The sequence below is a fragment of the Mycobacteroides abscessus ATCC 19977 genome, assembly GCF_000069185.1.
Lineage (GTDB): Bacteria > Actinomycetota > Actinomycetes > Mycobacteriales > Mycobacteriaceae > Mycobacterium > Mycobacterium abscessus.
The window spans coordinates 3,390,736-3,412,294 of the sequence record NC_010397.1 but is presented as its reverse complement, the minus strand read 5'-3'; the positions used below and the strand labels follow the sequence as shown (position 1 = coordinate 3,412,294).

The window sequence follows — 21,559 nt, the reverse complement described above, 5'->3', positions numbered from 1 at the left end:
GCTGGATAGTCCTTTCGGCGTTCATGGGGATTTCTGTGGTCGCCGGGGCCTAGCGGCCACTGCGCAGTTGCCTGCGAGAGGTGATGCCGCGCTTGGCGAATACTTTCCGCAGATGCCACTCCACAGTGTGCGAGCTGATGAACAGCTGGGCGGCGATCTCCTGATTGGTCAAGCCCTGGCCTGCCATTCGGGCGATCTGCGCCTCTTGCGCTGTCAGCGCCTTTTCTGAACTGGCAGAACGCTTCCGGACCTTCGCGCCGGTGGCGCGAAGCTCGCGTTCGGCGCGTTCGGCGAAGGCCGCCGTGCCCATGTTGACGAAACTTCCGTGTGCCGCTGTGAGTTCCGTGCGGGCGTCCGAGCGTCGATTGCAACGGCGCAACCACTCGCCGTAAATCAGGTGGGCACGGGCGAGGTGGGCGGAAATCCTCGTGTTGGTGAGTCGCTGGATCGCCTCCCGGTAGTGGGGCTCGGCGTCATGGCCGACGGTGATCAGTGCACGGGAGCGTGCCACCATCCCCTGAGACCAGTCGCTTTGTGCGGCCAATGCGCGCTCTTCGAGTTGGCCGAATGCCTTCACCGCGGTGTCGTGCTCGCCGCAGCGCACGGCCGCCTCGATCAATTCGATCAGGCACCAGCTGTATAACCCGAGATCCTCATGCTCACAAGCTCTTCGTGCCGCCATAAAGGCGAGCTCGTAGCGGCCGAGGCTGTTGTTGAGCACCCCGGCCGCGTAGCCCATCGCGCCGAGCAGTCTGCCCTCGCCTCGGGCCGCCCCATCGCGCATGGCCTCATCGATCAGCCGAATAGCCGTGGGCTCGCTACCGCGCCAGGCCGCCAGGATCAAGGAGTGGTACCTGATGGGTGCGTGGCCTGTCGCGGCCGAGATGGCGTCGGCCTCCTGGACCAGTTCGGCCGCGGCGTCGAGCTCGCCGGCGTGCACGTGCATACCCGCGCGATAGATGAGAGCTGCCGGCAGCAGCGAGAGGGCGCCGACTTCACGGGCGATATGGACCGCACGCGTGGCGAGGTGATGCCACATGTCGTCGTCCCACACTTCATGGGTGGCGGATTCGAGGGCGATGGGAAACGCCTGCTCCATCCAGCTGGTGTTCGCCGGACGGTCGGCTTCACAGCGGATGAGTGTGAGCGCTTCGCCCAGTGTCTGCGCACTCGCCGCGGCGCCATGCGTGATTCGCCGGGCAAGGCCGTCGAGTAGCAGGTCCGAGGGTCTTGCGGGCTGCGCCCCGGCGGGCGCCAGACGGGCCGGTTCGGCCACCTCTACGGCGCCTCCACGGGGGCACAGCCGGCCGCCGTACATGGCGGCGCCCACCGCGTCCAGGTAGGTTTCCCGGGCCAGGTTGTCATCGAGGTTTTCCAGGCATCTAGCAGCCTCCACCAGGCCGATTGCGGCTTCGGACACGGTGACGGAACCGAAAGCGCCCACCCGGCTTTCGGCGAATGCGATCTTCGCGCGCAGTCGTGTCGCACGGGCTCGTGCCAACGGATCCAGCGGGGTCATGTCCGCAACGCCGAGCAGCTCGCGGGCGGCGTCAAAGGCGGCCGCGTCGTATTTCGACTGGGCGGCGGCCAGCGCCCGCCGGCCCCGCGCCGCCGGATCCGCGGTGAGTTCGGTCGCGCGCTGTAGGAACGCGGCAGCAGCCAAGACGCCGCCCTTGGCCTGAGCGCGGCCGGCGGACTGCTCCAACTCCCACGCGATGGCCTCATCGGTACCCGCGGCCGCATGCGCGCGGTGCCATGCCCGACGATCGGGATCGGCGCCCGGGTCCGTGGCGCCGGCCAGGACGCCATGAATTCTTCTGCGTTCCAAGGGATTTGCGCTGATGTAGACAGCCGAACGCACCAACGGATGGCGGAAGCGCACCCGGGTGCTCAGCTCCACAAGATCGGCCGCCTCGGCGGGTGCGATCGCATGCATCGGAATTCCGAGCTGTTGGGCGGCGCGCGCCAACAACGTCACGTCGCCGAGCGGATCGGTTGCCGCGGCCAGCAATAGTGTTTGGGTGTGCGCGGGAAGCTGTTGGACTCGCCGGAGGAACGTCTGCTCGATCTGCCCCGCCAGCCGACCGCCGTCCGGCCACCCGAAACCGCCGGCCAGCTCTTCGGCGGTCATGTCCCGGGGCAGTTCCAGCAGTGCCAGCGGGTTGCCTTGCGTCTCGGCCACGATGCGGTCGCGAACACGTTCATCGAGGAGCCCTGGGATGACCGAGTCCAGCAGCGTGCCGGCGTCGGCCGCGCGCAGGCCGTGCACGGTGAGTTCGGGCAGCCCGGCGAGTTCGCTATCGGTGCCGTCACGTACCGCGAACAGCATGGCGACCGGTTCACTGCCCAGGCGCCGGGTGACAAAGGCCAGGGTCTGCAGGGAGACCCGGTCAAGCCATTGTGCGTCGTCGATCACGCACAGCACGGGCTGATGCTCGGCGGCCGCTGCCAGCAGGCTCAGCACCGCCAATCCGATCAGAAAGCGATCGGGCGGGGGGCCGCTACGGGTTCCGAACGCGATGGTGAGTGCCTCACGCTGCGGGTCGGGTATCGCCCCGGAGTACTTCGTCAGGGGCGCGCAGAACTGTTGTAATCCCGCGAAGGCCAGCTCCATCTCCGATTGAATGCCGGAGGCCTGGGCGATCAGTTGCCCCGATGCTTTCCCCAGCACGTACCGCAACAGCGCCGTCTTGCCGACACCAGCTTGGCCGCGCAGCACGAGAACCTGGCTGGGCCCTGAGCGGGAGGCCGTCATCAGGCGGTCCAGCGCCGAGCATTCTTGGGTTCGACCGCACAGACGCGATTCCGGATAGCTGTTGATTGCGTGCTCCGCCGAAGTTGATGAGTTGGGTCGAAGTTTATCGATTGCCCCGTTCGGGCCGAACGACTACGGACTTTCCAGGGCGCGAACACGGCGTCGACCTGCGAGCGTTGTTTGTGTGACCAGAAAGGTAATCACACAATGAAAATCACAGTTGTCGGTGCTACCGGCCAAATCGGTTCCCGGGTCGTGTCGTTGCTCATCGCGGACGGACATGATGTGGTGGCGGCGTCGTTGTCATCGGGAGCGAATGTGTTGACCGGTGAGGGACTGGTGGACGCGCTGACCGGATCGGCTGTGGTCATTGACGTTGTCAATTCGCCCTCGTTCGAGGACGGACCAGTCATGGACTTCTTCACCGCCTCCGCGCGCAATCTCGTCGACGCCGCGAAGGCGACCGGTGTCGGGCACTATGTCGCCTTGTCCATCGTCGGGGCGGACGGCCTGCCCGAGAGCGGTTACATGCGTGCCAAGGTGGCGCAGGAAAAGATCATCGTCGGCTCGGGCCTGCCGTACACGATCGTGCGCGCGACGCAGTTTCAGGAGTTCGCGGAGGCGATCACCGACACGCTCGTGGTCGGCGACGAGGTACGCGTGCCCGATGCCAGGATCCAGCTGATCGCCGTGGACGACGTCTCCACGCAGGTGGCGCATGCCGCAGCGGCGGCACCTCGCAATGGCATCATCAACATCGGTGGGCCCGAGAAGTTTTCCTTCGCAGATATGGCCGGGGCGGTGCTCGCCGCACGCGGCGACGATCGGCCGGTCGTGGTGGATTCAGGCGCTACCTACTTCGGAACGCCGGTCGATGACTTCAGCCTGGTCACCGGCGACGACGGCGTGCTGACACAGACCCGGTTCGCCGACTGGATGGCACGTCGGTGACCTGCAAGAGCGTGCCCGCGTAGTTTCTGTTGGCTCAACGTTTGCTTTAGGGATTCACTTCCGCAAGCACGCATTTGGCGTACTGAACGCCGCAATTAACGGATCGTGCATGGACACGACACGCTTCTGATGCCGTTCCGCCGCATAACTCCGCGAATCTCGCAGTCATGAGTACCGCGTCAGTTCTCATCGCCGCAGATCAATCCATGCCAGAGGTGGCGGGGAAGACCGGGGAGGCCGCGCTGGGGCCCCGGTACACCCTGCTGTTGTCGAACGATTCCGCCGATATCGATGCCGTACAACGGCTTCGGTACGACGTATTCAGCAGTGAGCCGGGATTCCAGCTCGCCAGCACTCCGGAGGCGTTCGAGGGACGCGATGCCGACCGTTTCGACGAGCACTGCGACCACCTCCTGGTACGCGAGGACGTCTCCGGCGATGTGGTGGGCTGCTACCGGATGCTTCCTCCGCCGGGGGCTATTGCGGCCGGAGGACTCTACAGTGCAACGGAATTCGATATCAGCGGACTCGACTCGCTGCGGCCTCAGTTGGTGGAGATGGGTCGGGCCGTGGTGCGGGGCGATCACCGCAACGGCGCGGTGGTGCTGCTGATGTGGGCGGGGATCCTGGCCTACCTGGATCGCTGCGACTACACGTATGTCACCGGATGTGTGTCGGTTCCGATGCAGGACAGCCCCGAACAGGCTCCCGGTAGCCAGGTGCGTGCCGTGCGTGACTTCGTGATGAAGCGGCATGCCGCGGCCCCGCAGTACACGGTGCGGCCCTACAACCCGGTCGTGGTCGGCGGGATGGGCCTTGATGACATCGCCCCGCCGGCCAAGGTGCAGGTCCCTGCGCTGATGCGTGGATACCTGCGGCTTGGGGCGAAGGTTCTTGGAGAGCCCGCGCACGACCCCGACTTCGGTGTGGCCGACTTCATGGCCCTGCTCAACAAGAACGAAGCCGATGTGCGATACCTCAAACGGCTGAGATCGGTGGGGGCGGCCTCGGAAATCGGCGCTACCACGGTGCCTTCGGAATCGGAGTAGCGATGGCACCCGAATACGCTCACGCCTGGCTGCCGAAGGCAACCTGTGACGAAAGCTGCATGCGGGCCAACCTCATCGACGAGCCCGGCAGGTTTACGCGCACCTTCCGGACCACATCGCGTATCGCTATGGCGATCACGCTGTTGACACTTGCACCGCTGTTGGGGATTCCGCTTCCTGGGCGGGTCCGCTGGCAGCGTGGTTACTGCCGGCTGATGTTGCGCTGCCTTGGCGTACGCATCTCGGTCTCCGGCGGGCCGATTCGCGATATCCGGGGCTCCCTGGTGGTGGCAGGTCACGTCTCCTGGGTCGACGTGTTCGCGATCGGCGCCGTGCTTCCGGGCTCGTTCGTGGCTCGCGCGGACCTGATCGATTGGCCGGGCCTGGGCGTCATCGCCCGGATGATGCGTGTCATTCCGATCGAGCGGGGAAACCTGCGCACCTTGCCCCGGGTGGTGGGCACCGTTGCCGCACGGCTGCGTGCCGGCCAGACGGTGGTGGCCTTCCCGGAGGGCACCACCTGGTGTGGTCGTGCGTACGGGTCATTCCGCCCCGCGATGTTTCAGGCCGCGGTCGATGCGCAACGGCCGGTGCAGCCGTTGCGGTTGACCTATCACCACCTGAACGGCGAGTTGTCGACCGTGCCGGCGTACGTTGGCGAGGACACCCTGATGGCGTCCATTCGCCGGCTCACCGCCACGCGGATGACGGTGGCGCATATTCGGGTGGCGGGGCTGCAATTACCCGGCGAGAGCCGCCGCGATCTGGCCGCACGCTGTGAGACGGCCGTGCGGGCCGGGGATCAGATCCCGCAGGTCCACAGCCACCATCACCCGGAGCATCCCGAACGCCCGGAGCCGATCGCGGCCTGATCACCGGCTCTGGTCTGCGGGAAAACGCATGTCTTGGCGGCCAGCTACAAGCGACAGTGCCGACTCGCGGGCAGTTTGTCGCTCATAGGCGGGCCGTCTCACGTGGGAACGCCCGACGTGATGGCGGCGGGCGTGCTCGCCTCCGTCGAATCTGACCTTGGGTATCCGCCCGCTATCCTGGATGCGTTATGTCCCGATCGGTCTACCTGGACCATGCCGCCACCACCCCGATGCGCCCCGATGCCATCGAGGCGATGGCCGCCACCATGGCACAGACCGGAAACGCCGCCTCCTTACACGGGGCTGGCCGCGATGCGCGCCGGCGGGTGGAGGAATCGCGTGAGTCGATCGCGGCGGCCCTGGGGGCCCGGCCGTCGGAGGTGATCTTCACCGCCGGTGGCACCGAGAGCGACAACCTGGCCGTCAAAGGCATCTACTGGGCACGCCGCGGCGCTGACGCGCGCCGTCGACGCATCATTGCCAGTGCCGTGGAGCACCACGCCGTGCTGGATGCTGTGCAGTGGCTCGCCGATCACGAGGGCGCCGCGGTGACCTGGCTGCCCGTCGACCAGGCCGGCACCGTGACGCCCGGGGCACTGCGCGCAGCTCTTGCCGAGCATGACGACGTCGCACTCATCACAGTGATGTGGGCCAACAATGAGGTCGGCACCATCAACCCGATCTACGAATTATCGTCCATTGCAGCAGAATTCGATGTTCCTATGCACAGCGATGCCATTGGTGCGGTCGGCCAGCTCGACGTCGATTTCGCGCTTAGCGGGCTGTCGGCGATCAGTGTGGCCGCGCACAAATTCGGTGGTCCGATGGGAGTCGGCGCCTTGCTGCTTCGGCGTGAAATCGCTTGTGTGCCATTGCTACACGGTGGTGGTCACGAACGGGATATCAGGTCCGGCACGCCCGACACCGCGGCCATCGTGGCGATGTCGACTGCGCTTGTCGCTGCGGTCGCCGAACGGTGCGAGAGCGCGGCCGCCATGGCCGGACTAAGGGATTCGTTGATCGACCAAGTACTGACACAGATCGAGGGCGCCACCCTCAATGGTGCGCCCGGCAGCGGCAGGTTGCCCGGGAATGCGCATTTCACCTTTGCCGGATGTGAAGGCGATTCCCTGCTGATGTTATTGGATGCCAACGGCATCGAATGCTCGACGGGCTCGGCGTGCACGGCGGGTGTGGCACGCCCGTCGCATGTGCTCATCGAAATGGGTATAGACCCCGAAGTCGCGCGTGGATCGTTGCGCTTCACCTTCGGGCACACCTCCGTCCCGTCGGACGTGGACCGTGCGCTCGAGGCGCTTCATGCTGCCGTTCCCCGGGCGCGTGCCGCTGCCCTCGCCAGCGCCGGGGGGCGGTCGTGAAAATTCTTGCGGCGATGAGCGGGGGAGTCGACTCCTCGGTGGCTGCCGCCCGCATGGTCGATGCCGGACATGAGGTGGTCGGCGTGCACCTGGCGTTGTCGGCCGCGCCGGGCACACTGCGCACGGGATCTCGCGGATGCTGCTCCAAGGAGGATGCCGCCGATGCGCGGCGCGTCGCCGATATGCTCGGAATCCCGTTCTATGTATGGGATTTCGCTGATCGATTCAAAGAGGACGTCATCGACGATTTCGTTGAGGCGTACGCCGAGGGCCGCACCCCGAATCCGTGCGTGAAATGCAACGAGAAGATCAAGTTCGCGGCGCTGGCAGATAGGGCCGTCGCGCTGGGCTTCGACGCGGTGGCCACCGGCCATTACGCGCGTCTGCAGGATGGCAGGCTGCGCCGCGCGGTGGACGCGGACAAGGACCAGTCGTACGTGCTGGGGGTGCTGACCCCAGAACAGTTGCGCCGCGCGATGTTCCCGGTGGGCGACAGTCCCAAACCCGATATCCGGGCGGAGGCCGAACAGCGTGGCCTGCTGGTGGCGAACAAGCCCGACAGTCATGACATCTGTTTCATTCCTTCCGGTGACACCCAGGCGTTCCTGGGTGCACGGATCGGCGTGCGCCGAGGGAATGTGGTGGACGCGGACGGCAGTGTGCTGGCGACCCATGCCGGCGTGCATGAGTTCACCATCGGTCAGCGCAAGGGACTGGGGCTGGTCGGGCCCGCCGCTGATGGCCGCCCCCGATACGTCACGTCGATCGATGCCGAGACTGCCACCGTCCGGGTGGGAACCGTTGAAGATCTTGAGATTTGGGAGTTCGGCGGAGAGCCGGTGGTCTGGACCTCCGGCCGGGTCCCGGGCCAACCCATCGAGTGTCAGGTGCAGGTCCGCGCACACGGGTCAGTAGTGGATGCCATCGTCGAGCCGGGGGCCGAGCGGATTCACGTCCGGTTGCGCACCGCTCTGCGGGGTGTGGCTCCAGGGCAGACGGTGGTGCTGTACCGGCCCGACGCCGAGGGCGACGAAGTGCTCGGCAGCGCCGTCATCACGCGCGACTAGGTGCCCTGAACCCCCGCGGAACGCATGGCGATCGCCACGCGCTCGGCCACATACTGGCGGCCAGGAGCAGTGGGGTGCATGGGAATTCCCTCATCGCCGGCACCGGCACCCGTCATCGACACGTAGCGCTGGAAATCCGCGGCGCATACGCTGTGGTCGCTGCTGGTCGCCGGGATGACCGGAGTGAAGCCAGCTTTGGAAGACTCGGCGACGATTGTGTCGTTCAGCTGGCGCTGTAGCCCGTTGAGGAAATTGATGGTCTCTTGGGTATTGATCAGCCCGACCAGACATCCCTTGGCATCCGGAGGGAGGATCGGCAGGTAGCCAACGGTGAATACGCGGGCGTTCGGTGCCGCCTGGCGTATCGCGGCGTACGCACCCGTCAGCTTCGGTCCTACCGAGGCCACGTTGGCACTGAACTGAGCCTTCTTCTCCGGCGGGCAGCTCAACGCGAAGAGGCAGTCGGTGGCGATCTGCTCGAAGCCTGCGTCGTTTCCCCCGATGGACACGATCGCCACCTTGGTGGCGGGCGACAGCCCGACGTTCTGCGGGCCGCGAGTGGACGGGGCATAAACGTCGGTGGTGAGCGCGCCCACGCACGAGTAATCGGCGAATGTCATCTGCGGGAACGACGAGGCCACCAGATGCGCGACGTTATCTGTGGCCTGGTTGCAGGCGGTGCCGACGGGGCCGGTGATTGCGGCCGCGTTGGAACCCGCCGCCATGAACGAGTCACCGATCGCCACCAGCTGCGCTCCCGCGGCGGGCTCGGCGGACGCGATCGGGGGGACGGCCGCTGTCGCCGCCACCACCGCCGCGAGGCCGATCATCGTCGAAAGCGTCCTGAGCGCGCGCATGTATTCCCTCTTCTACCCGCCGGCCGGAAGATGGCCCCGATCAATGGTACTGAACGGCATATCGCCGTTTGCCCATGTCGACGTTACGGGGAGCGGAGAGAGCTAGACTTTGGCGGCCTGGCGTTCTGCGCGCTTGGCCTGGCGTTCCAGGTACTTGGCCTTGACCTCATCGAAGTCGGAGGCCGTCTTCTTGAGGTCGGTGATGATGCGGTCCAGGTCTTCGCGGTACCACTCGCCCTCACCGTTGATGTCGTCGCGTTCGAAGATGCGCCACTTACGCAGCACGGGTTGCACAACCTCGGCAAGGTGCAGTTGTGGGTCGTAGACACCGCCGGTGGCGATGGTGACGGCATTGCGGCGAAAGCCAGGAATCGTGTAGCCGGGCATCGTGAAGTTGTCGAGCACCTTATGGATGGATTTCACCGCCTGGTTGGGCGCGATCTCGAGACCTGCCTCGACCATGTTGCGGTAGAAGATCATGTGCAGGTTCTCGTCGTTGGAGATGTGTTTGAGCAGCTCCTGCGCGATCGGCTCGGCACACGCGACCCCGGTGTTGCGGTGCGAGACGCGGGTGGCCAACTCTTGAAAGGACACGTAGGCCACCGAGTCGAACAGGCTCTCGGCGAAGAGTTCGTCGCCGCCCTGGCGGTTCTGGCCGGGGGAGAAGCCGCGGGTCATCTGCTCCATCCGTAGCTTCTCCAGTTCCACCGGGTCCACCGAGCGGGTGACCACCAGGTAGTCGCGGATGGCGATGCTGTGCCGGTTTTCCTCGGCGGTCCAGCGGTTGACCCAGGTGCCCCACGGGCCGTCCATGGTGAAGTTCATGGCGATCTCGCGGTGATAGGCGGGCAGGTTGTCCTCGGTGAGCAGGTTGGTGACCATGGCCACCCTCGCGACCTCGGACAGCTTGCACTGCTCCGGATCCCAGTCCTGCCCGCCCAGGGCCTTGTAGTTCTTGCCGTCCGACCAGGGGATGTAGTCGTGCGGGTTCCACTCTTTGAATACGCCGAGGTGGCGATGAGTGTTCTCCTCGACCACGGGTTCGAGCTCGTGTAGGAGCTCGAGGTCGGTGAATTCCTTCTGGGCCATGGATGCGTTCCTCGGTTGCGGGATTATCTGTGTCTGAAAGTGACACTTATATTTGACCGAGCATGTCCGCGGTGCCTCTAGTGACGAAGGTCCCTCACTGCGGGTGGGAAAGTCCCCTCTCGCCGAATGCACCGGTGGGCGTTTGTTAGCCGTGGCCTGTACGTTCAACGGCTATGACTGCGCTCCTGGACCGGTTCTTCCGGATAACTGAACGGCAGTCGACTCTCGGGCGAGAGATTCGTGGCGGGGTCGTCACCTTCTTCGCGATGGCCTACATCGTGGTACTCAACCCGCTCATCATCGGTGGCGAGCCGGGACGCGCGCACAACGTGGATGTGCTGGGCCACGTGCTCCCGGTGGGACAGGTAGCGGCGGTCACGGCCCTGGCTGCCGGTGTCATGTCGATCCTGTTCGGATTCGTCGCCAACTACCCGTTCGCGCTTGCCGCCGGACTGGGCATCAACAGTCTGCTGGCAGTGTCATTCGCTCCCCAGATGACGTGGCCCGAGGCGATGGGGTTGGTGATTGTCGACGGCCTGATCATTGTGGCGCTTGGCATTTCAGGATTTCGTACTGCGGTTTTCCATGCGATTCCCGACGAGCTGAAAGCGGCGATCGCCGCGGGTATCGGATGCTTCATCGCATTCATCGGCTTTGTCGACGCCGGCTTTGTGCGTCGCGTCCCCGATGCCGCAAACACCACCGTGCCGGTAGGGCTGGGTATCGACAACTCGGTGGCCACCATCCCGACGCTGATTTTTGCCGCGGGTGTGCTGCTGATGGGAATCCTGGTGGTGCGCAAGGTCCGTGGCGGATTGCTCATCGGCATCGTGGCGATGACTGTCGTATCGATGATCGCGCAGGCGTTGTGCGGCCGGGGTGCGCAACCCACCGATGCCAAGGGCTGGAATCTCACCGTGCCCGATTGGCCGTCATCGGCGGGCGGCATGCCGGATCTGAGTCTGCTGGGCCAGGTCGACCTTTTCGGTGCCTTTACGCGGGTGGGCGTGCTGTCGGCGACGGTGCTGGTGTTCGCGTTGGTGCTCTCCAACTTCTTCGATGCCATGGGCACCATGACGGGCCTGGGCAAGGAGGCCGGCCTGGCCGACGAGCACGGCACGTTGCCGGGCATCGGGCGGGCGCTCACTGTGGAGGGTGTCGGAGCGGTGATCGGTGGTGTCTCCTCCTCGTCCTCCAACACCGTATATGTCGAGTCGGCCTCCGGAATCGCGGAGGGCGCACGCACCGGGCTGGCCAACGTTGTTACCGGGCTGCTGTTCCTGGCGGCCATGTTCTTCACACCGCTGTATTCGGTGGTGCCGCTGGAGGCGGCGGCGCCGGCTCTGGTGGTGGTCGGCGCGATGATGATCGGGCAGTTGCGCAGCGTGGACCTAACCCGGTTCGACTACGCGTTGCCCTGCTTTCTCACAGTGGTGACGATGCCGTTCACCTACTCGATTGCCAACGGGATCGGCGTCGGGTTCATCAGCTGGGTGGTTCTGGCGCTCGCACGTGGCAGATTTCGGTCGGTGCATCCGCTGCTGTATGTGGTGGCGATGTTGTTCGTCATCTACTTCGCCAAGGGGCCGATCGAGGATCTCCTGGCCCATGGCGCCTAACGTCTTGTCTGTGAGTATGTGGGCGAAGGGAACTGGTCTGGGTTCGTGGCCTGGTCAACAGGCGCGTGACGCGACCGAGATCGTGGTGGCCGAGCTGCCGCTGCCGCATTTGGTGGAACTGCCGGCGCGCGGCGTTGGTGCCGATCTGATCGGCCGTGCCGGCGCGCTGCTGGTCGATATCGCCATCGACGTGTCACCCACCGGGTACCGGACTACCGCTCGCCCCGGCGCCGTGGTTCGGCGGGCGCGCGGCTTTCTCGACGAGGATATGGATGCGCTTGAGGAGGAATGGGAGCGCGGCGGACATCGTGGCAGTGAACGTGCCGTCAAGGTTCAGGGGCCGGGGCCGGTAACGCTCGCCGCAGAGCTGGAACTGCCCAACGGCCACCGCGCGATCACCGACCCCGGGGCCGTCCGGGACGTGGCGGCGTCGTTGGCCGAAGGCCTGGCGCAGCATCGAGCCACGCTGTCTCGCAGGCTAGGTGTGCCCGTGATGGTACAGATCGACGAGCCGTCTCTGCCTGCGGCGCTGGACGGCAGGCTGTCCGGCACCAGCATGTTCTCACCGGTGCATCCGGTCGACGTGCCGACCGCGACCGCACTGTTGGACCAGTGCGCCGAGGCGGTGGGGGGTGAGCTGTTGGTGCATTGTTGCGCCTCTGACCCTCCATGGGAGCTGTTGCGCGAAGCCAATATTCGCGCCATCGCGATAGATGTCGCGCACCTCGCCGATGCGCATGCACTTGACGGGCTGGCCTCGGTGCTGGACACCGGAAAGGCCGTGGTGCTGGGCGTGATTCCCGCGCAGGCGCCCTCGACTCCGATATCGTCCGATGTGCTGGCGACGCGCACCGCGGCGCTTGCCGACAAGCTGGGTTTCGGTCGAGCCATGCTGCGTGACCGGGTCGGAGTCAGCGCCGGCTGTGGGCTTGCCGGTACTGACCTTCAATGGGCTCGTAAGGCAACCGAATTGACGCGCAAGGTCAGTGACCTGATCGACGCCGACCCGGATGCGCTGTGATGGACGTCTACCAAGCCATTGCCACCCGCCGGGACGTGCGCGCCGAGTTCACCGGTCAGGTTGTCGACGACGCGACGTTGATGAAGCTGCTGCAGGCCGCGCACCGTGCGCCCAGTGTCGGAAATAGTCAGCCATGGGATTTCGTGGTGATACGCGAACCAGGCATGCTGGATGACTTCGCCGCGCATGTCGCTCTGCAACGCCAGAGATTCGCCGACAGCCTTCCCGAAGGGCGGCGAAACACCTTCGACCCCATCAAGATTGAAGGTATTCGTGAGAGTGGCACCGGGGTGGTGGTCACCTACGACCATGGGCGCGGTGGTCCGCATATCCTCGGCCGTCACACCATCTCCGACGCGGGGCTCTTCTCCGCGGTGCTGGCGATCCAGAACCTGTGGCTCGCGGCCGTCACCGAGGGGATCGGTGTCGGCTGGGTGTCCTTCTACGAGGAACAGTTCCTGGCCGAACTGATTGACGCGCCCGCGCATATCCGGCCGATCGCCTGGTTGTGTGTGGGTCCGGTACGTGAATTCGCCGAACGGCCCGACCTGGAGCGGTTTGGCTGGCGCACAGGGCGCCCCCTGGAGGATGCCGTGCACTGGGGCCGCTACCGCGCCTAGCGCCCCTTGAAGTCGGGTTCCCGCTTCTCGAAGACCGCGCCGATGGCCTCCTGTAGATCCTCCGACGGCAGGAACGCGGCATTCCAGGTGGAGACGTACTTGAGGCCGTCGGCCACGACGTTCTCGCGCTCGCGCCCCAGGACGTCCTTGACGCCCTGCACCACCAGCGGGGGATTCGCCGCGATCTCGGCCGCGGTGGCATGCGCGGCGGCCAGCGTCGCTTCGGGGGTGTCGAACACGTCGTTGACGAGACCGATCTTCTCGGCCCGGGCAGCGTCGATGTCCTTGCCGGTGAACGCCAGTTCGCGCAGGTGGCCGTCACCGATGATCGGCGGAAGCCGGTGCAGCGAACCGATATCGGCCACAATCGCCACCTTGGCCTCGCGCACGCTGAACTTTGCCTCGGAGCTGGCGTACCGGATATCGGCGGCGGCGATGAGATCCACCCCGCCACCGATGCACCAGCCTTGAATTGCCGCGATCACCGGCTTGCGGCAGTCGGCGACGGCTGTCACTGAGGCTTGTAGCCGGCGGATCTCGTCGAGGAAGTCTGTGCGCGGTTTGGCCAGTGCCTTCTCGGCCATAAGCGGCATGAAGGTGCCCGCCATCGCCGGCAGGTCCAATCCGTAGCTGAAGTGCCGACCGGCGGCCGCGAGCACCACCGCCCGTACCTCGGGGTCGGCGTCGAGCTCGGTGAAGATCAGCGGTAGCTCTCGCCAAAAGTCGGGGCCCATCGCATTGCCCTTGCCGGGGCCGATGAGGGTGACCTGTGCGATATGCCCGGTGGTCTCGACGGTGAAGGCTTTCCAGCCGTCGGCCGATGAGCCGCTTGCGTGAAGAGAATCAGACACCGATGAGCCGCTTGCGCGAAGAGAATCAGACACCGATGAGCCGCTTGCGTGAAGAGAATCAGCCATGGGCGTGAGCCTACGGGTTCACGCGGGCAGCAGGCCCTTGCGGTCTTCGCGAAGCTGTTTGATGACCGAAGGCCACGACATCGCCCACGACTGGACATCGTCACCGGACTGGCTTGTCATGAAACCGCGAATGATGCCGACGAGCACGGTGCGGTCGCCCACGTGGGTGTAGACCGGCCCCCCGGAATCGCCCTTGGCGATCACCGGACCGTTGAACCTGAACCAGCCGTTGCCAATTCGTGTCACCGATCCGCAGGCGTCGCCCGTGGTGAAGCCGGTACGGCACACCGGCATGCCGACATCGGGGATCACCGTGTCATCGCGTTCGAGCCGTTGGCCATTGGCCAGGACATCGTTGACGGGCAGTCCGTCGTCGATCGAGATGGCCTCGTAGTCGATGGTGTACTCGTTCTCGTATACCGGCCCCTCGGGGGGACGGTTGTCGTGCGCCAGCACCTTGTGCCCCACGGCGGCCCCGTCGCCGTTGCGGATAATGCCGTCGCCGTTGAAGCAATGCCCGGCGGTGATGCCCACACGAAGCGCGGGGTCCACGTAACCGAGCGTGCAACTGAGCGAGCCCTGGTAGATCAGCATGCCGGGGTACACCAGTGGCGGCTCGGCGTGCACGGGTGCTGGATTCACGGCGGGGAGCACGCACAGCACAGCAACGATGGTGGCTATCCACAAAAACGGGCGCATGACGGTTAGGGGACAACCATTCTCGCGGGACCGCTGGGACGGTCGTCGGAAGGCGCCGGGGGTAGAACCATCGGTGGTGCCTGCGGGTTGATTGCCGGCGGTGGTGGCTGTGGGTTGCTCGCCACCGGGCTGGCGATCTCGGGCCGGCGCGAGGCCGCAATGTCGTTTCGGATCTGCTGTTGCACCGTCGGCCAGGACAGCGCCACGGTGGATTCCCGTCGGGTCTGATTGGCCGTGAAGCGTGCGCTGACGATTCCTACGATGGCCGCGTTGCCCGGTGAGGTGACGGTGTACACGGCACTGCCGGAGTCCCCGTGCTCGGCGGGCACGCCGTCGACGAGGAACCAGCCGTTGCCGAATCCCGCGATGGCCCCGCAGGCCTCTCCGGTGGTGATTCCCACCCGGCATACCGGCAGGCCATCCCGGGGCACGACGGCGGGATCGACTCCGAGACGCAGCCCGTTGGGCAGTACGTTGTTGATCGGTACGCCGTCGTCGAAGGCGATGCCCTCATAGTCGATCCGATAGTCGTCGCGCGCCAGCGGCCCCTCGGGCTTGATGTTGGACTGGGCCACCGCGAGCTGTCCGATACGGACGCCGTCGCTGGTGAACACCGGCCCGTTGCCGCCGCAGTGGCCCGCGGTGACTCCAACGCGTGCGGCGGGATCCACGAAACCGAGCGTGCAGCTCAGCGATTCTTTGCCGGGCGGCCGCTGGATGATCTCCATACCCGGGTAGATCAGTGGATCGGCATGTGCGGCAATCGGGTTGGCAAGGCCTATCCCGGATAGGGCGGCGACGGCCGCGGCATACGCCGTCAGCCGTCCCCATGGGCCGGTTCGTCGACCCTTATCGCCGACACTGGTCACGCCGTAGCTCTCTGTCTGCCACGTTCACCGTCAACAAAGCCCCGACCAGCATGAGGAGAGCACGCGGCACGACTCTCCGTGTCGCTACGAGCCTATGCGAATTGGCGACGGACTGGCGGAGGAACCGTGCTCAGGTAACGGGTAGCCCTAGAGGCACCTTCGTTTCTGTCTTTGCGATGCAGATGGTCGACAGCGCCCGATGAGATTGCCAGTACTCGCGCATCATGCGATGTTGAAGGTCATGTGCTCAGGCTAAGAATTCGCCACTTGTGATGTATGAGGGGCGCTCGAGTTTGCGTTGCGTTGTCCACCAGCGAGCGCCGATCCGGCCTGGCGGGACCACACCTGCGCTGGTGTGCACCGCCCCGCGCGCTCTCATCGAGTCAGACATCACTGGTCGGCGGTTCGGCGGGAACGTCTCCCGCCGGCTCGCGGGCGTTCCTGGGTGGGTCCGGTGGCATATCCGCGTGTCCCACTCGGTCGATATCGCTCTTGATCTGACGCCAAATCGCCCGCCAGGAGATCGCCATCGTTGCCCGCTGGCCCGTTGACTTGCTGGTTAGCACTTCGGTGGTAATCCCCACGATCGCCGCGCGGCCGGGCTCGGTGATGGCATAGACCGGACTGCCGGAGTCACCGTGGTCGGCGGGAAGCCCGTCGATGACCAAGAGGCTGTCAGTGGTCTCGAGGATGACCCCACACGCTTCCCCGGTGGTAACACCGCTACGGCATACCGGCATGCCGATTGCCGGCACGATTTTTGGGTTGGATTCCAGGACAAGGCCGTTGGGAAGCACGTTGTTGATTGGTATGCCCTCGTAAAAGGCAATGCCCTCGTAGTCGATGGGGGGTTGCTCGGCGAAGCTCTTGTCCTGCGGGGTGGGCTCGAAGTGTGCGATGTCCGCTGTGCCGACGCGGTTGCCGCTGTCGTCGTAGACCGGCCCGTCGGAGTCGAGTGCGCAATGCCCCGCGGTGAGCCCGATCCGAGCACCTGGATCGACGAAGCCCAGTGTGCAGCTTTGTGTGCCCTGGTTGATTCTCATGCCGGGATACACCAGCGGCGCGTCGGCGTGCGCGATTGCGGTGGGCACAGTCCATATCAGTGCTGCTGCCACCAGCACGGCAGCCGGAGCCGCCGCCAGTGGGAATCTGCCAGCAATACCAAACATCGGTAGCCCCCCTGTGATCTGCCAAGCGCCTCAGTGTCAGTGAAGCAATTTTGGCTCTTCTGAGTAATCGATGATCATCTACCCACCAGGTTTTGTCGGCGAGTTAGCAAATTCTCAATGAGCTCGCCAACTTTGTCAAAAGATCGGCGCCGCTCCAGGAGGTGCTGAGCTCTGGTTAACGATCAGGCCCACCCGGCGGGCGCTGATCGAGCAGCTTGATCAGCCGTTTGGACGCGATCAGCCGGTATGACGCATCCAGGAGTTCGGCGACTTCGTCCCAGTCGACCTCGGCGATGGCGAAGTCCAGCCCGAGCCAGCCGTAGGGCCCCATGTAGGCCGGGTAGTAGAAGCGTTCGTCCTGTACCAGCGCGAGACGTTCGGAATCGTCGACCTTGACCAGCACTGAGTACGGATGGGCGATCATGGTGCCCTTGGTGGCGCCCTTGGCGTTTCCGCCGAACATCGCGAAGATCTTGCCGGCCTTGAAGACGGGGCGGCCCCAGGAGATCTGTTCGGCGGCTTCCGGTAGCGCGAGCGCCAGTCGGCGCAGCTCAGCCAGACCGGGATCGTCCTCGGTGAACATGATGGGGTGCGTGCCCATGGGCACATCGTAGGGTTGGGGCGCTGTCGGGCGGGTCCGTTAGCCTGCCGGGTATGGATTCCGACATCCAGCGCCAATGGGGCGAGCTGGCCGAAGAGGTGCGCGGCCATCAGTTCCGCTACTACGTCAAGGACGCCCCCGTCATTTCTGACGGACAGTTCGACGAGCTGCTACGGCGGCTGACCGCGCTGGAAGAGCAGTACCCCGAGCTGCGCACACCGGATTCGCCGACGCAGTTGGTCGGCGGCGCGGGATTTGTCACCGAATTCAGATCGGTCGATCACCTGGAGCGAATGCTGAGTTTGGACAACGCATTCAGTTCCGATGAATTGACGGCCTGGGATGCCCGGGTGCGTGGCGATATCGGTCAGGAGCCGGAATACCTGTGCGAGCTGAAGATCGACGGTGTGGCGCTCTCGCTGGTGTACGAGAACGGCGTGCTGGTACGCGGGGCCACTCGTGGGGACGGGCGTAGCGGTGAGGATGTCACCCTGAACGCCCGGACCATCGAGGACGTGCCGGAAAGGCTTGCGAAGTCTGAGAAATATCCGATACCCGCGCTCCTGGAGGTGCGCGGTGAAGTGTTCTTCCGGCTGGAGGATTTCGAGGCGCTGAACGCTTCTCTCGTCGAGGAAAGCAAACCGCCGTTCGCGAACCCTCGTAACAGTGCCGCGGGCAGCCTGCGGCAGAAGAACCCGGCGATCACGGCCAGGCGGCGGCTGCGGATGATCTGTCACGGGCTCGGCCGGGCCGAAGGCTTTTCGCCGGAGAGCTTGCATGATGCGTACTTGGCATTGGGGGAGTGGGGATTACCCGTCTCGACGCACACCACCAAGGTGCGGGGCATTGCCAAAGTGCAGGAACGTGTCAACTACTGGGCGGAACATCGCCACGACGTGGAACACGAGATCGACGGTGTCGTCGTGAAGGTCGACACGGTTGCGCTGCAGCGCCGCCTCGGCAGTACCTCGCGCGCACCCCGCTGGGCTATCGCCTACAAGTACCCGCCGGAGGAGGCGACAACCGAACTGCTCGACATCCGGGTGAGCGTGGGCCGCACCGGCAGGGTCACCCCGTTCGCGTACATGACTCCGGTCAAGGTAGCCGGATCGACGGTGTCGTTGGCGACCCTGCACAATGCCTCCGAAGTCAAGCGCAAGGGTGTGCTGATCGGCGACACGGTGGTGATTCGCAAGGCCGGCGACGTGATTCCCGAGGTGCTGGGTCCGGTTGCCGATCTGAGAAACGGCAATGAGCGCGAATTCGTCATGCCCACAGCGTGTCCCGAATGCGGTACCACACTGGCCCACGAGAAGGAGGGCGATGCCGACATTCGTTGCCCCAACTCGCGTAGCTGTCCTGCGCAACTGCGGGAGCGGGTGTTCCATGTGGCGGGACGCGGCGCCTTCGATATCGAAGCCCTCGGCTATGAGGCGGCAATAGCGCTGCTCGCGGCCGGTGTGATCGAGGATGAGGGGGATCTGTTCGGCCTCACCGCTGATGACCTGCTGCGCACCGATCTGTTCAAGACCAAGAGCGGTGCACTGTCCGCCAACGGGGCCCGGCTGCTGGACAACCTCGACAAGGCGAAGCAACAGCCGTTGTGGCGGGTGCTGGTGGCGCTTTCGATCCGCCATGTCGGTCCCACCGCGGCGCGCGCGTTGGCCACCGAATTCGGCGATCTGGAAGCCATCGAGGGTGCCTCCGTCGAACAGTTGGCGGCGGTCGAGGGGGTAGGGGCCACGATCGCAGCCGCGGTGGTGGATTGGTTCAGCGTCGACTGGCATCGCGCCATCGTCGACAAGTGGCGCGCCGCGGGCGTGCGGACTGCCGATGAGCGTGACGACTCCATACCGCGCAACCTGGAAGGGTTGTCCATCGTCGTAACCGGTTCGCTCCCAGGCTTTTCGCGCGACGAGGCCAAGGAGGCCATCATCGCCCGGGGCGGCAAGTCCGCGAGTTCGGTGTCCAAGAAGACAGCGTTCGTGGTTGTCGGAGATTCGCCGGGATCCAAGTATGACAAGGCCGTTGAGCTCGGGGTGACCATCCTCGACGAGGATGGATTCCGGGCCTTGCTGGCCGACGGGCCGCCCGCGTAGCGTGGCGGTGCAGGCGGCCAGATTCTGCCCCGCAACTCTATGATTTCGGCGGAATCGAGAGGTCGAACACTCGCAAGTCGCCGTAATCCTTTGAAGAGAAGTGGTTCTCGACCCATTTCTGGATTTCGTCGGCTACCCGTTTTGGCTCATCGTCCTTCGGCGGTTGATCTTTGTCCTTGTCTTTGTCCTTGACGGATTCGGCATAGAACTGGACGGTGCCGTCCTGGGTGTAGTCGATGAACTGTTGCAGGGTGATCGGGTTGTCGCGCCCGGAGAATCCGCCGATCGCCATCACCGGGGCATCGGTATCCAGCTGAATAGGCGCGGCCGTACGGGTGTTGGTGGTTGCCACCGGCCAGCGGGCGCCGGAATCCTTGATCAACGCGGCCAGCGCAGGATCGAGCGGCTCGGGTGACTGACCGCCGAACTTATCGTCCTCGGCGATCGCCGGACCCGATGTCGACAGCCCGCCCAGCTTCGGCGTGGTGACATTGGCGAGGGTGAACGCGATCGATCCCCCCAACGAAACCGCAAGCGCCAGAGTCGCAATGGCGTAACGCAGGCGTGAATTTCGCTCCAGCACGCCAAGCGTGAGCGCTATGGCCACCACCAGGCCGCCGATCAGTAGCACCCACCGCAGCCAGGGCTGCCATGTCGGTATGCGCCGCAGCAGCACGAACGCCATGACGGTGGCACTGAGCGTAAGGGCACTGAGCCCGAACGTGCCGATCCGCTCGGATCGGTGCCGCCACAACAGCACCGTGCCGATGGCCACGCAGCCGGCGATGGCCGGGGCCATGGCCGAGGTGTAGTACGGGTGGAACTGCTTGGCCATATAGCTCAGGATCACGTAGTTGGACACCATCCAGGTACCCCATAAAACCAGCCCTGCCCCCGCGGGATTGGTGGTGACGGCACGCGCGCGGCCCAACCAGCCGCCGGTTTGTGGTGTCTTGCCGGCGATGATCACGCCGAGGATCAGCGCGATGAATGCCGTGGGTAGCAGCCACGCGATGTGATCGGCCTGGGTGTCCTGGAATAGCCGGAAGATGCCCGGGGTGCCCGAGAACCCCGGACCGCTGCCCCGGCCGCCGCCCATGCCCTGCGAGTCGCCGCCCAGCAGACGATCCAGGCCGTTGTAACCGACTGCCAGCGTCCATTCACTGTTATCCGTGGAGTTGTCGACGTAGGGACGACTGGCTGCCGGGGTCAGCGCTACCGCGGCCATCCACCATCCCGAGGAGGCCAGCAGCGCCACGCCCGCGCCGAGGATGTGCAGAAGCGTCGTCTTCCAAGGCCACTTGGCAGACACCAGGTAGGCCAGCAGCAGTGCGGGAGCCACCAGCAGGCCTTCGAGGGTCTTGCACAGGAATGCGAACCCGATACCCGCTCCAGCCAGTGCCAGCCAGCCGGCGGCACTGCGCGAGCGCTTGGAATCGATGGCGCGTGTGGTGAAGTAGGCGGCTAACACCATGCCGAACACCATCGGGGCGTCGGGATTTGAGTGCCGGAACATCACCGAGACCACCGGGATGAGGGCGAACAGGGCTGCCGCGAGCAGGCCCGCGCCGGGGCCGGCCTGGCGCCGCACCGCCGCACGGATCAAGGCGGCGCTGGCTATCGCCAGGATGGCCTGCGGAATGAGCATGCTGGCGCTCGAGAAGCCAAAGAGCCTGGCGGACAATCCCATTAGCCACAGGCCGCCCGCCGGCTTGTCGACGGTCACGTAGTTCTGCGGATCGAAGCTACCGAAGAACCATGCCTTCCAGCTCTCGCTACCCGATTGGACCGCTGCCGCGTAGAAGGCGTTGGACCATCCGTTCTGGCTGATGTCCCACAGGTAGACCACGGTGATCGTCAGCAGAATGGCTGCCAAGATGAGTCGTTCCCGTGTCCGGCTCATGGACGCGTCAGTGTCAGTCACGT

At 65.2% G+C, this 21,559-nt stretch carries 18 protein-coding genes; 9 read left to right on the top strand and 9 right to left on the bottom strand.

Annotated elements, in window-relative coordinates; translation table 11 throughout:
- Positions 1 to 49: 49 nt before the first annotated feature.
- On the bottom strand, positions 50 to 2,755 hold the full coding sequence (locus tag MAB_RS17045) for a helix-turn-helix transcriptional regulator (protein ID WP_005081334.1): 2,706 nt from the start codon (positions 2,753 to 2,755) through the stop codon (positions 50 to 52).
- Between the two features lie 207 nt (positions 2,756 to 2,962).
- Here MAB_RS17045 and MAB_RS17040 point away from each other — a divergent pair, with 207 nt between their 5' ends.
- From MAB_RS17040 to mnmA, 5 genes are all read left to right on the top strand, one after another.
- The gene (locus tag MAB_RS17040; protein ID WP_005093980.1) at positions 2,963 to 3,706 is read left to right on the top strand and encodes an SDR family oxidoreductase; all 744 of its coding nucleotides are present in this window, start codon (positions 2,963 to 2,965) and stop codon (positions 3,704 to 3,706) included.
- A 167-nt stretch (positions 3,707 to 3,873) separates the two neighbouring features.
- Complete coding sequence (locus MAB_RS17035; RefSeq protein ID WP_005081337.1) at positions 3,874 to 4,755, top strand: GNAT family N-acetyltransferase; 882 nt, start codon at positions 3,874 to 3,876, stop codon at positions 4,753 to 4,755.
- A gap of 2 nt (positions 4,756 to 4,757) precedes the next feature.
- Positions 4,758 to 5,627 carry a lysophospholipid acyltransferase family protein gene (locus MAB_RS17030; RefSeq protein WP_005081343.1) on the top strand — a complete coding sequence of 290 codons (870 nt, stop codon included), beginning with the start codon at positions 4,758 to 4,760 and terminating at the stop codon, positions 5,625 to 5,627.
- 188 nt (positions 5,628 to 5,815) lie between these two features.
- A complete protein-coding gene (locus MAB_RS17025; protein ID WP_005081348.1) occupies positions 5,816 to 7,006 on the top strand; it encodes a cysteine desulfurase family protein in 1,191 nt (396 codons plus the stop codon).
- Positions 7,003 to 8,073 carry a tRNA 2-thiouridine(34) synthase MnmA gene (gene mnmA, locus MAB_RS17020; protein WP_005093979.1) on the top strand — a complete coding sequence of 357 codons (1,071 nt, stop codon included), beginning with the start codon at positions 7,003 to 7,005 and terminating at the stop codon, positions 8,071 to 8,073. Before MAB_RS17025 ends, mnmA begins: the two co-directional genes overlap by 4 nt.
- Here the strand turns inward: mnmA and MAB_RS17015 are convergent.
- Both MAB_RS17015 and MAB_RS17010 read right to left on the bottom strand, forming a co-directional pair.
- The gene (locus tag MAB_RS17015; protein WP_005056756.1) at positions 8,070 to 8,930 is read right to left on the bottom strand and encodes an SGNH/GDSL hydrolase family protein; all 861 of its coding nucleotides are present in this window, start codon (positions 8,928 to 8,930) and stop codon (positions 8,070 to 8,072) included. The two genes, mnmA and MAB_RS17015, sit on opposite strands and share 4 nt — an antisense overlap.
- Positions 8,931 to 9,032: 102 nt before the next feature.
- The gene (locus MAB_RS17010) at positions 9,033 to 10,019 is read right to left on the bottom strand and encodes an acyl-ACP desaturase (protein ID WP_005081350.1); all 987 of its coding nucleotides are present in this window, start codon (positions 10,017 to 10,019) and stop codon (positions 9,033 to 9,035) included.
- A gap of 173 nt (positions 10,020 to 10,192) precedes the next feature.
- On the opposite strand from MAB_RS17010, the gene MAB_RS17005 reads away from it, so the two are divergent.
- The 3 genes from MAB_RS17005 to bluB are packed head-to-tail and all read left to right on the top strand — an operon-like array spanning position 10,193 to position 13,279.
- Positions 10,193 to 11,638 carry an NCS2 family permease gene (locus tag MAB_RS17005; protein WP_005081351.1) on the top strand — a complete coding sequence of 482 codons (1,446 nt, stop codon included), beginning with the start codon at positions 10,193 to 10,195 and terminating at the stop codon, positions 11,636 to 11,638.
- Between the two features lie 16 nt (positions 11,639 to 11,654).
- Complete coding sequence (locus tag MAB_RS17000) at positions 11,655 to 12,659, top strand: methionine synthase (RefSeq protein WP_005093977.1); 1,005 nt, start codon at positions 11,655 to 11,657, stop codon at positions 12,657 to 12,659.
- The gene (gene bluB, locus MAB_RS16995; RefSeq protein ID WP_005077141.1) at positions 12,659 to 13,279 is read left to right on the top strand and encodes a 5,6-dimethylbenzimidazole synthase; all 621 of its coding nucleotides are present in this window, start codon (positions 12,659 to 12,661) and stop codon (positions 13,277 to 13,279) included. The genes MAB_RS17000 and bluB overlap by 1 nt, the downstream gene beginning before the upstream one ends.
- On the opposite strand, the gene MAB_RS16990 is transcribed toward bluB, so the two are convergent.
- From MAB_RS16990 to MAB_RS16970, 5 genes are all read right to left on the bottom strand, one after another.
- On the bottom strand, positions 13,276 to 14,196 hold the full coding sequence (locus MAB_RS16990; protein ID WP_005111769.1) for a crotonase/enoyl-CoA hydratase family protein: 921 nt from the start codon (positions 14,194 to 14,196) through the stop codon (positions 13,276 to 13,278). The genes bluB and MAB_RS16990 overlap by 4 nt on opposite strands.
- An 18-nt stretch (positions 14,197 to 14,214) precedes the next feature.
- On the bottom strand, positions 14,215 to 14,895 hold the full coding sequence (locus tag MAB_RS16985; RefSeq protein ID WP_005093974.1) for an Rv1815 family serine proteinase: 681 nt from the start codon (positions 14,893 to 14,895) through the stop codon (positions 14,215 to 14,217).
- A gap of 5 nt (positions 14,896 to 14,900) precedes the next feature.
- Entirely contained in the window at positions 14,901 to 15,764 is an 864-nt protein-coding gene (locus MAB_RS16980; protein ID WP_005081359.1) for an Rv1815 family serine proteinase, read from the bottom strand.
- A gap of 383 nt (positions 15,765 to 16,147) precedes the next feature.
- Complete coding sequence (locus MAB_RS16975; protein ID WP_005093973.1) at positions 16,148 to 16,933, bottom strand: Rv1815 family serine proteinase; 786 nt, start codon at positions 16,931 to 16,933, stop codon at positions 16,148 to 16,150.
- Between the two features lie 175 nt (positions 16,934 to 17,108).
- The gene (locus MAB_RS16970; RefSeq protein ID WP_005093972.1) at positions 17,109 to 17,534 is read right to left on the bottom strand and encodes an MmcQ/YjbR family DNA-binding protein; all 426 of its coding nucleotides are present in this window, start codon (positions 17,532 to 17,534) and stop codon (positions 17,109 to 17,111) included.
- A 53-nt stretch (positions 17,535 to 17,587) separates the two neighbouring features.
- Here MAB_RS16970 and ligA point away from each other — a divergent pair, with 53 nt between their 5' ends.
- Positions 17,588 to 19,633, top strand: coding sequence for an NAD-dependent DNA ligase LigA (gene ligA / locus MAB_RS16965; protein WP_005111766.1), 2,046 nt, complete (start codon positions 17,588 to 17,590; stop codon positions 19,631 to 19,633).
- A gap of 37 nt (positions 19,634 to 19,670) precedes the next feature.
- On the opposite strand, the gene MAB_RS16960 is transcribed toward ligA, so the two are convergent.
- Positions 19,671 to 21,536 (bottom strand): glycosyltransferase family 39 protein, encoded by a 1,866-nt coding sequence (locus MAB_RS16960; protein ID WP_005114528.1) that lies wholly within the window; start codon positions 21,534 to 21,536, stop codon positions 19,671 to 19,673.
- Positions 21,537 to 21,559 lie beyond the last annotated feature (23 nt).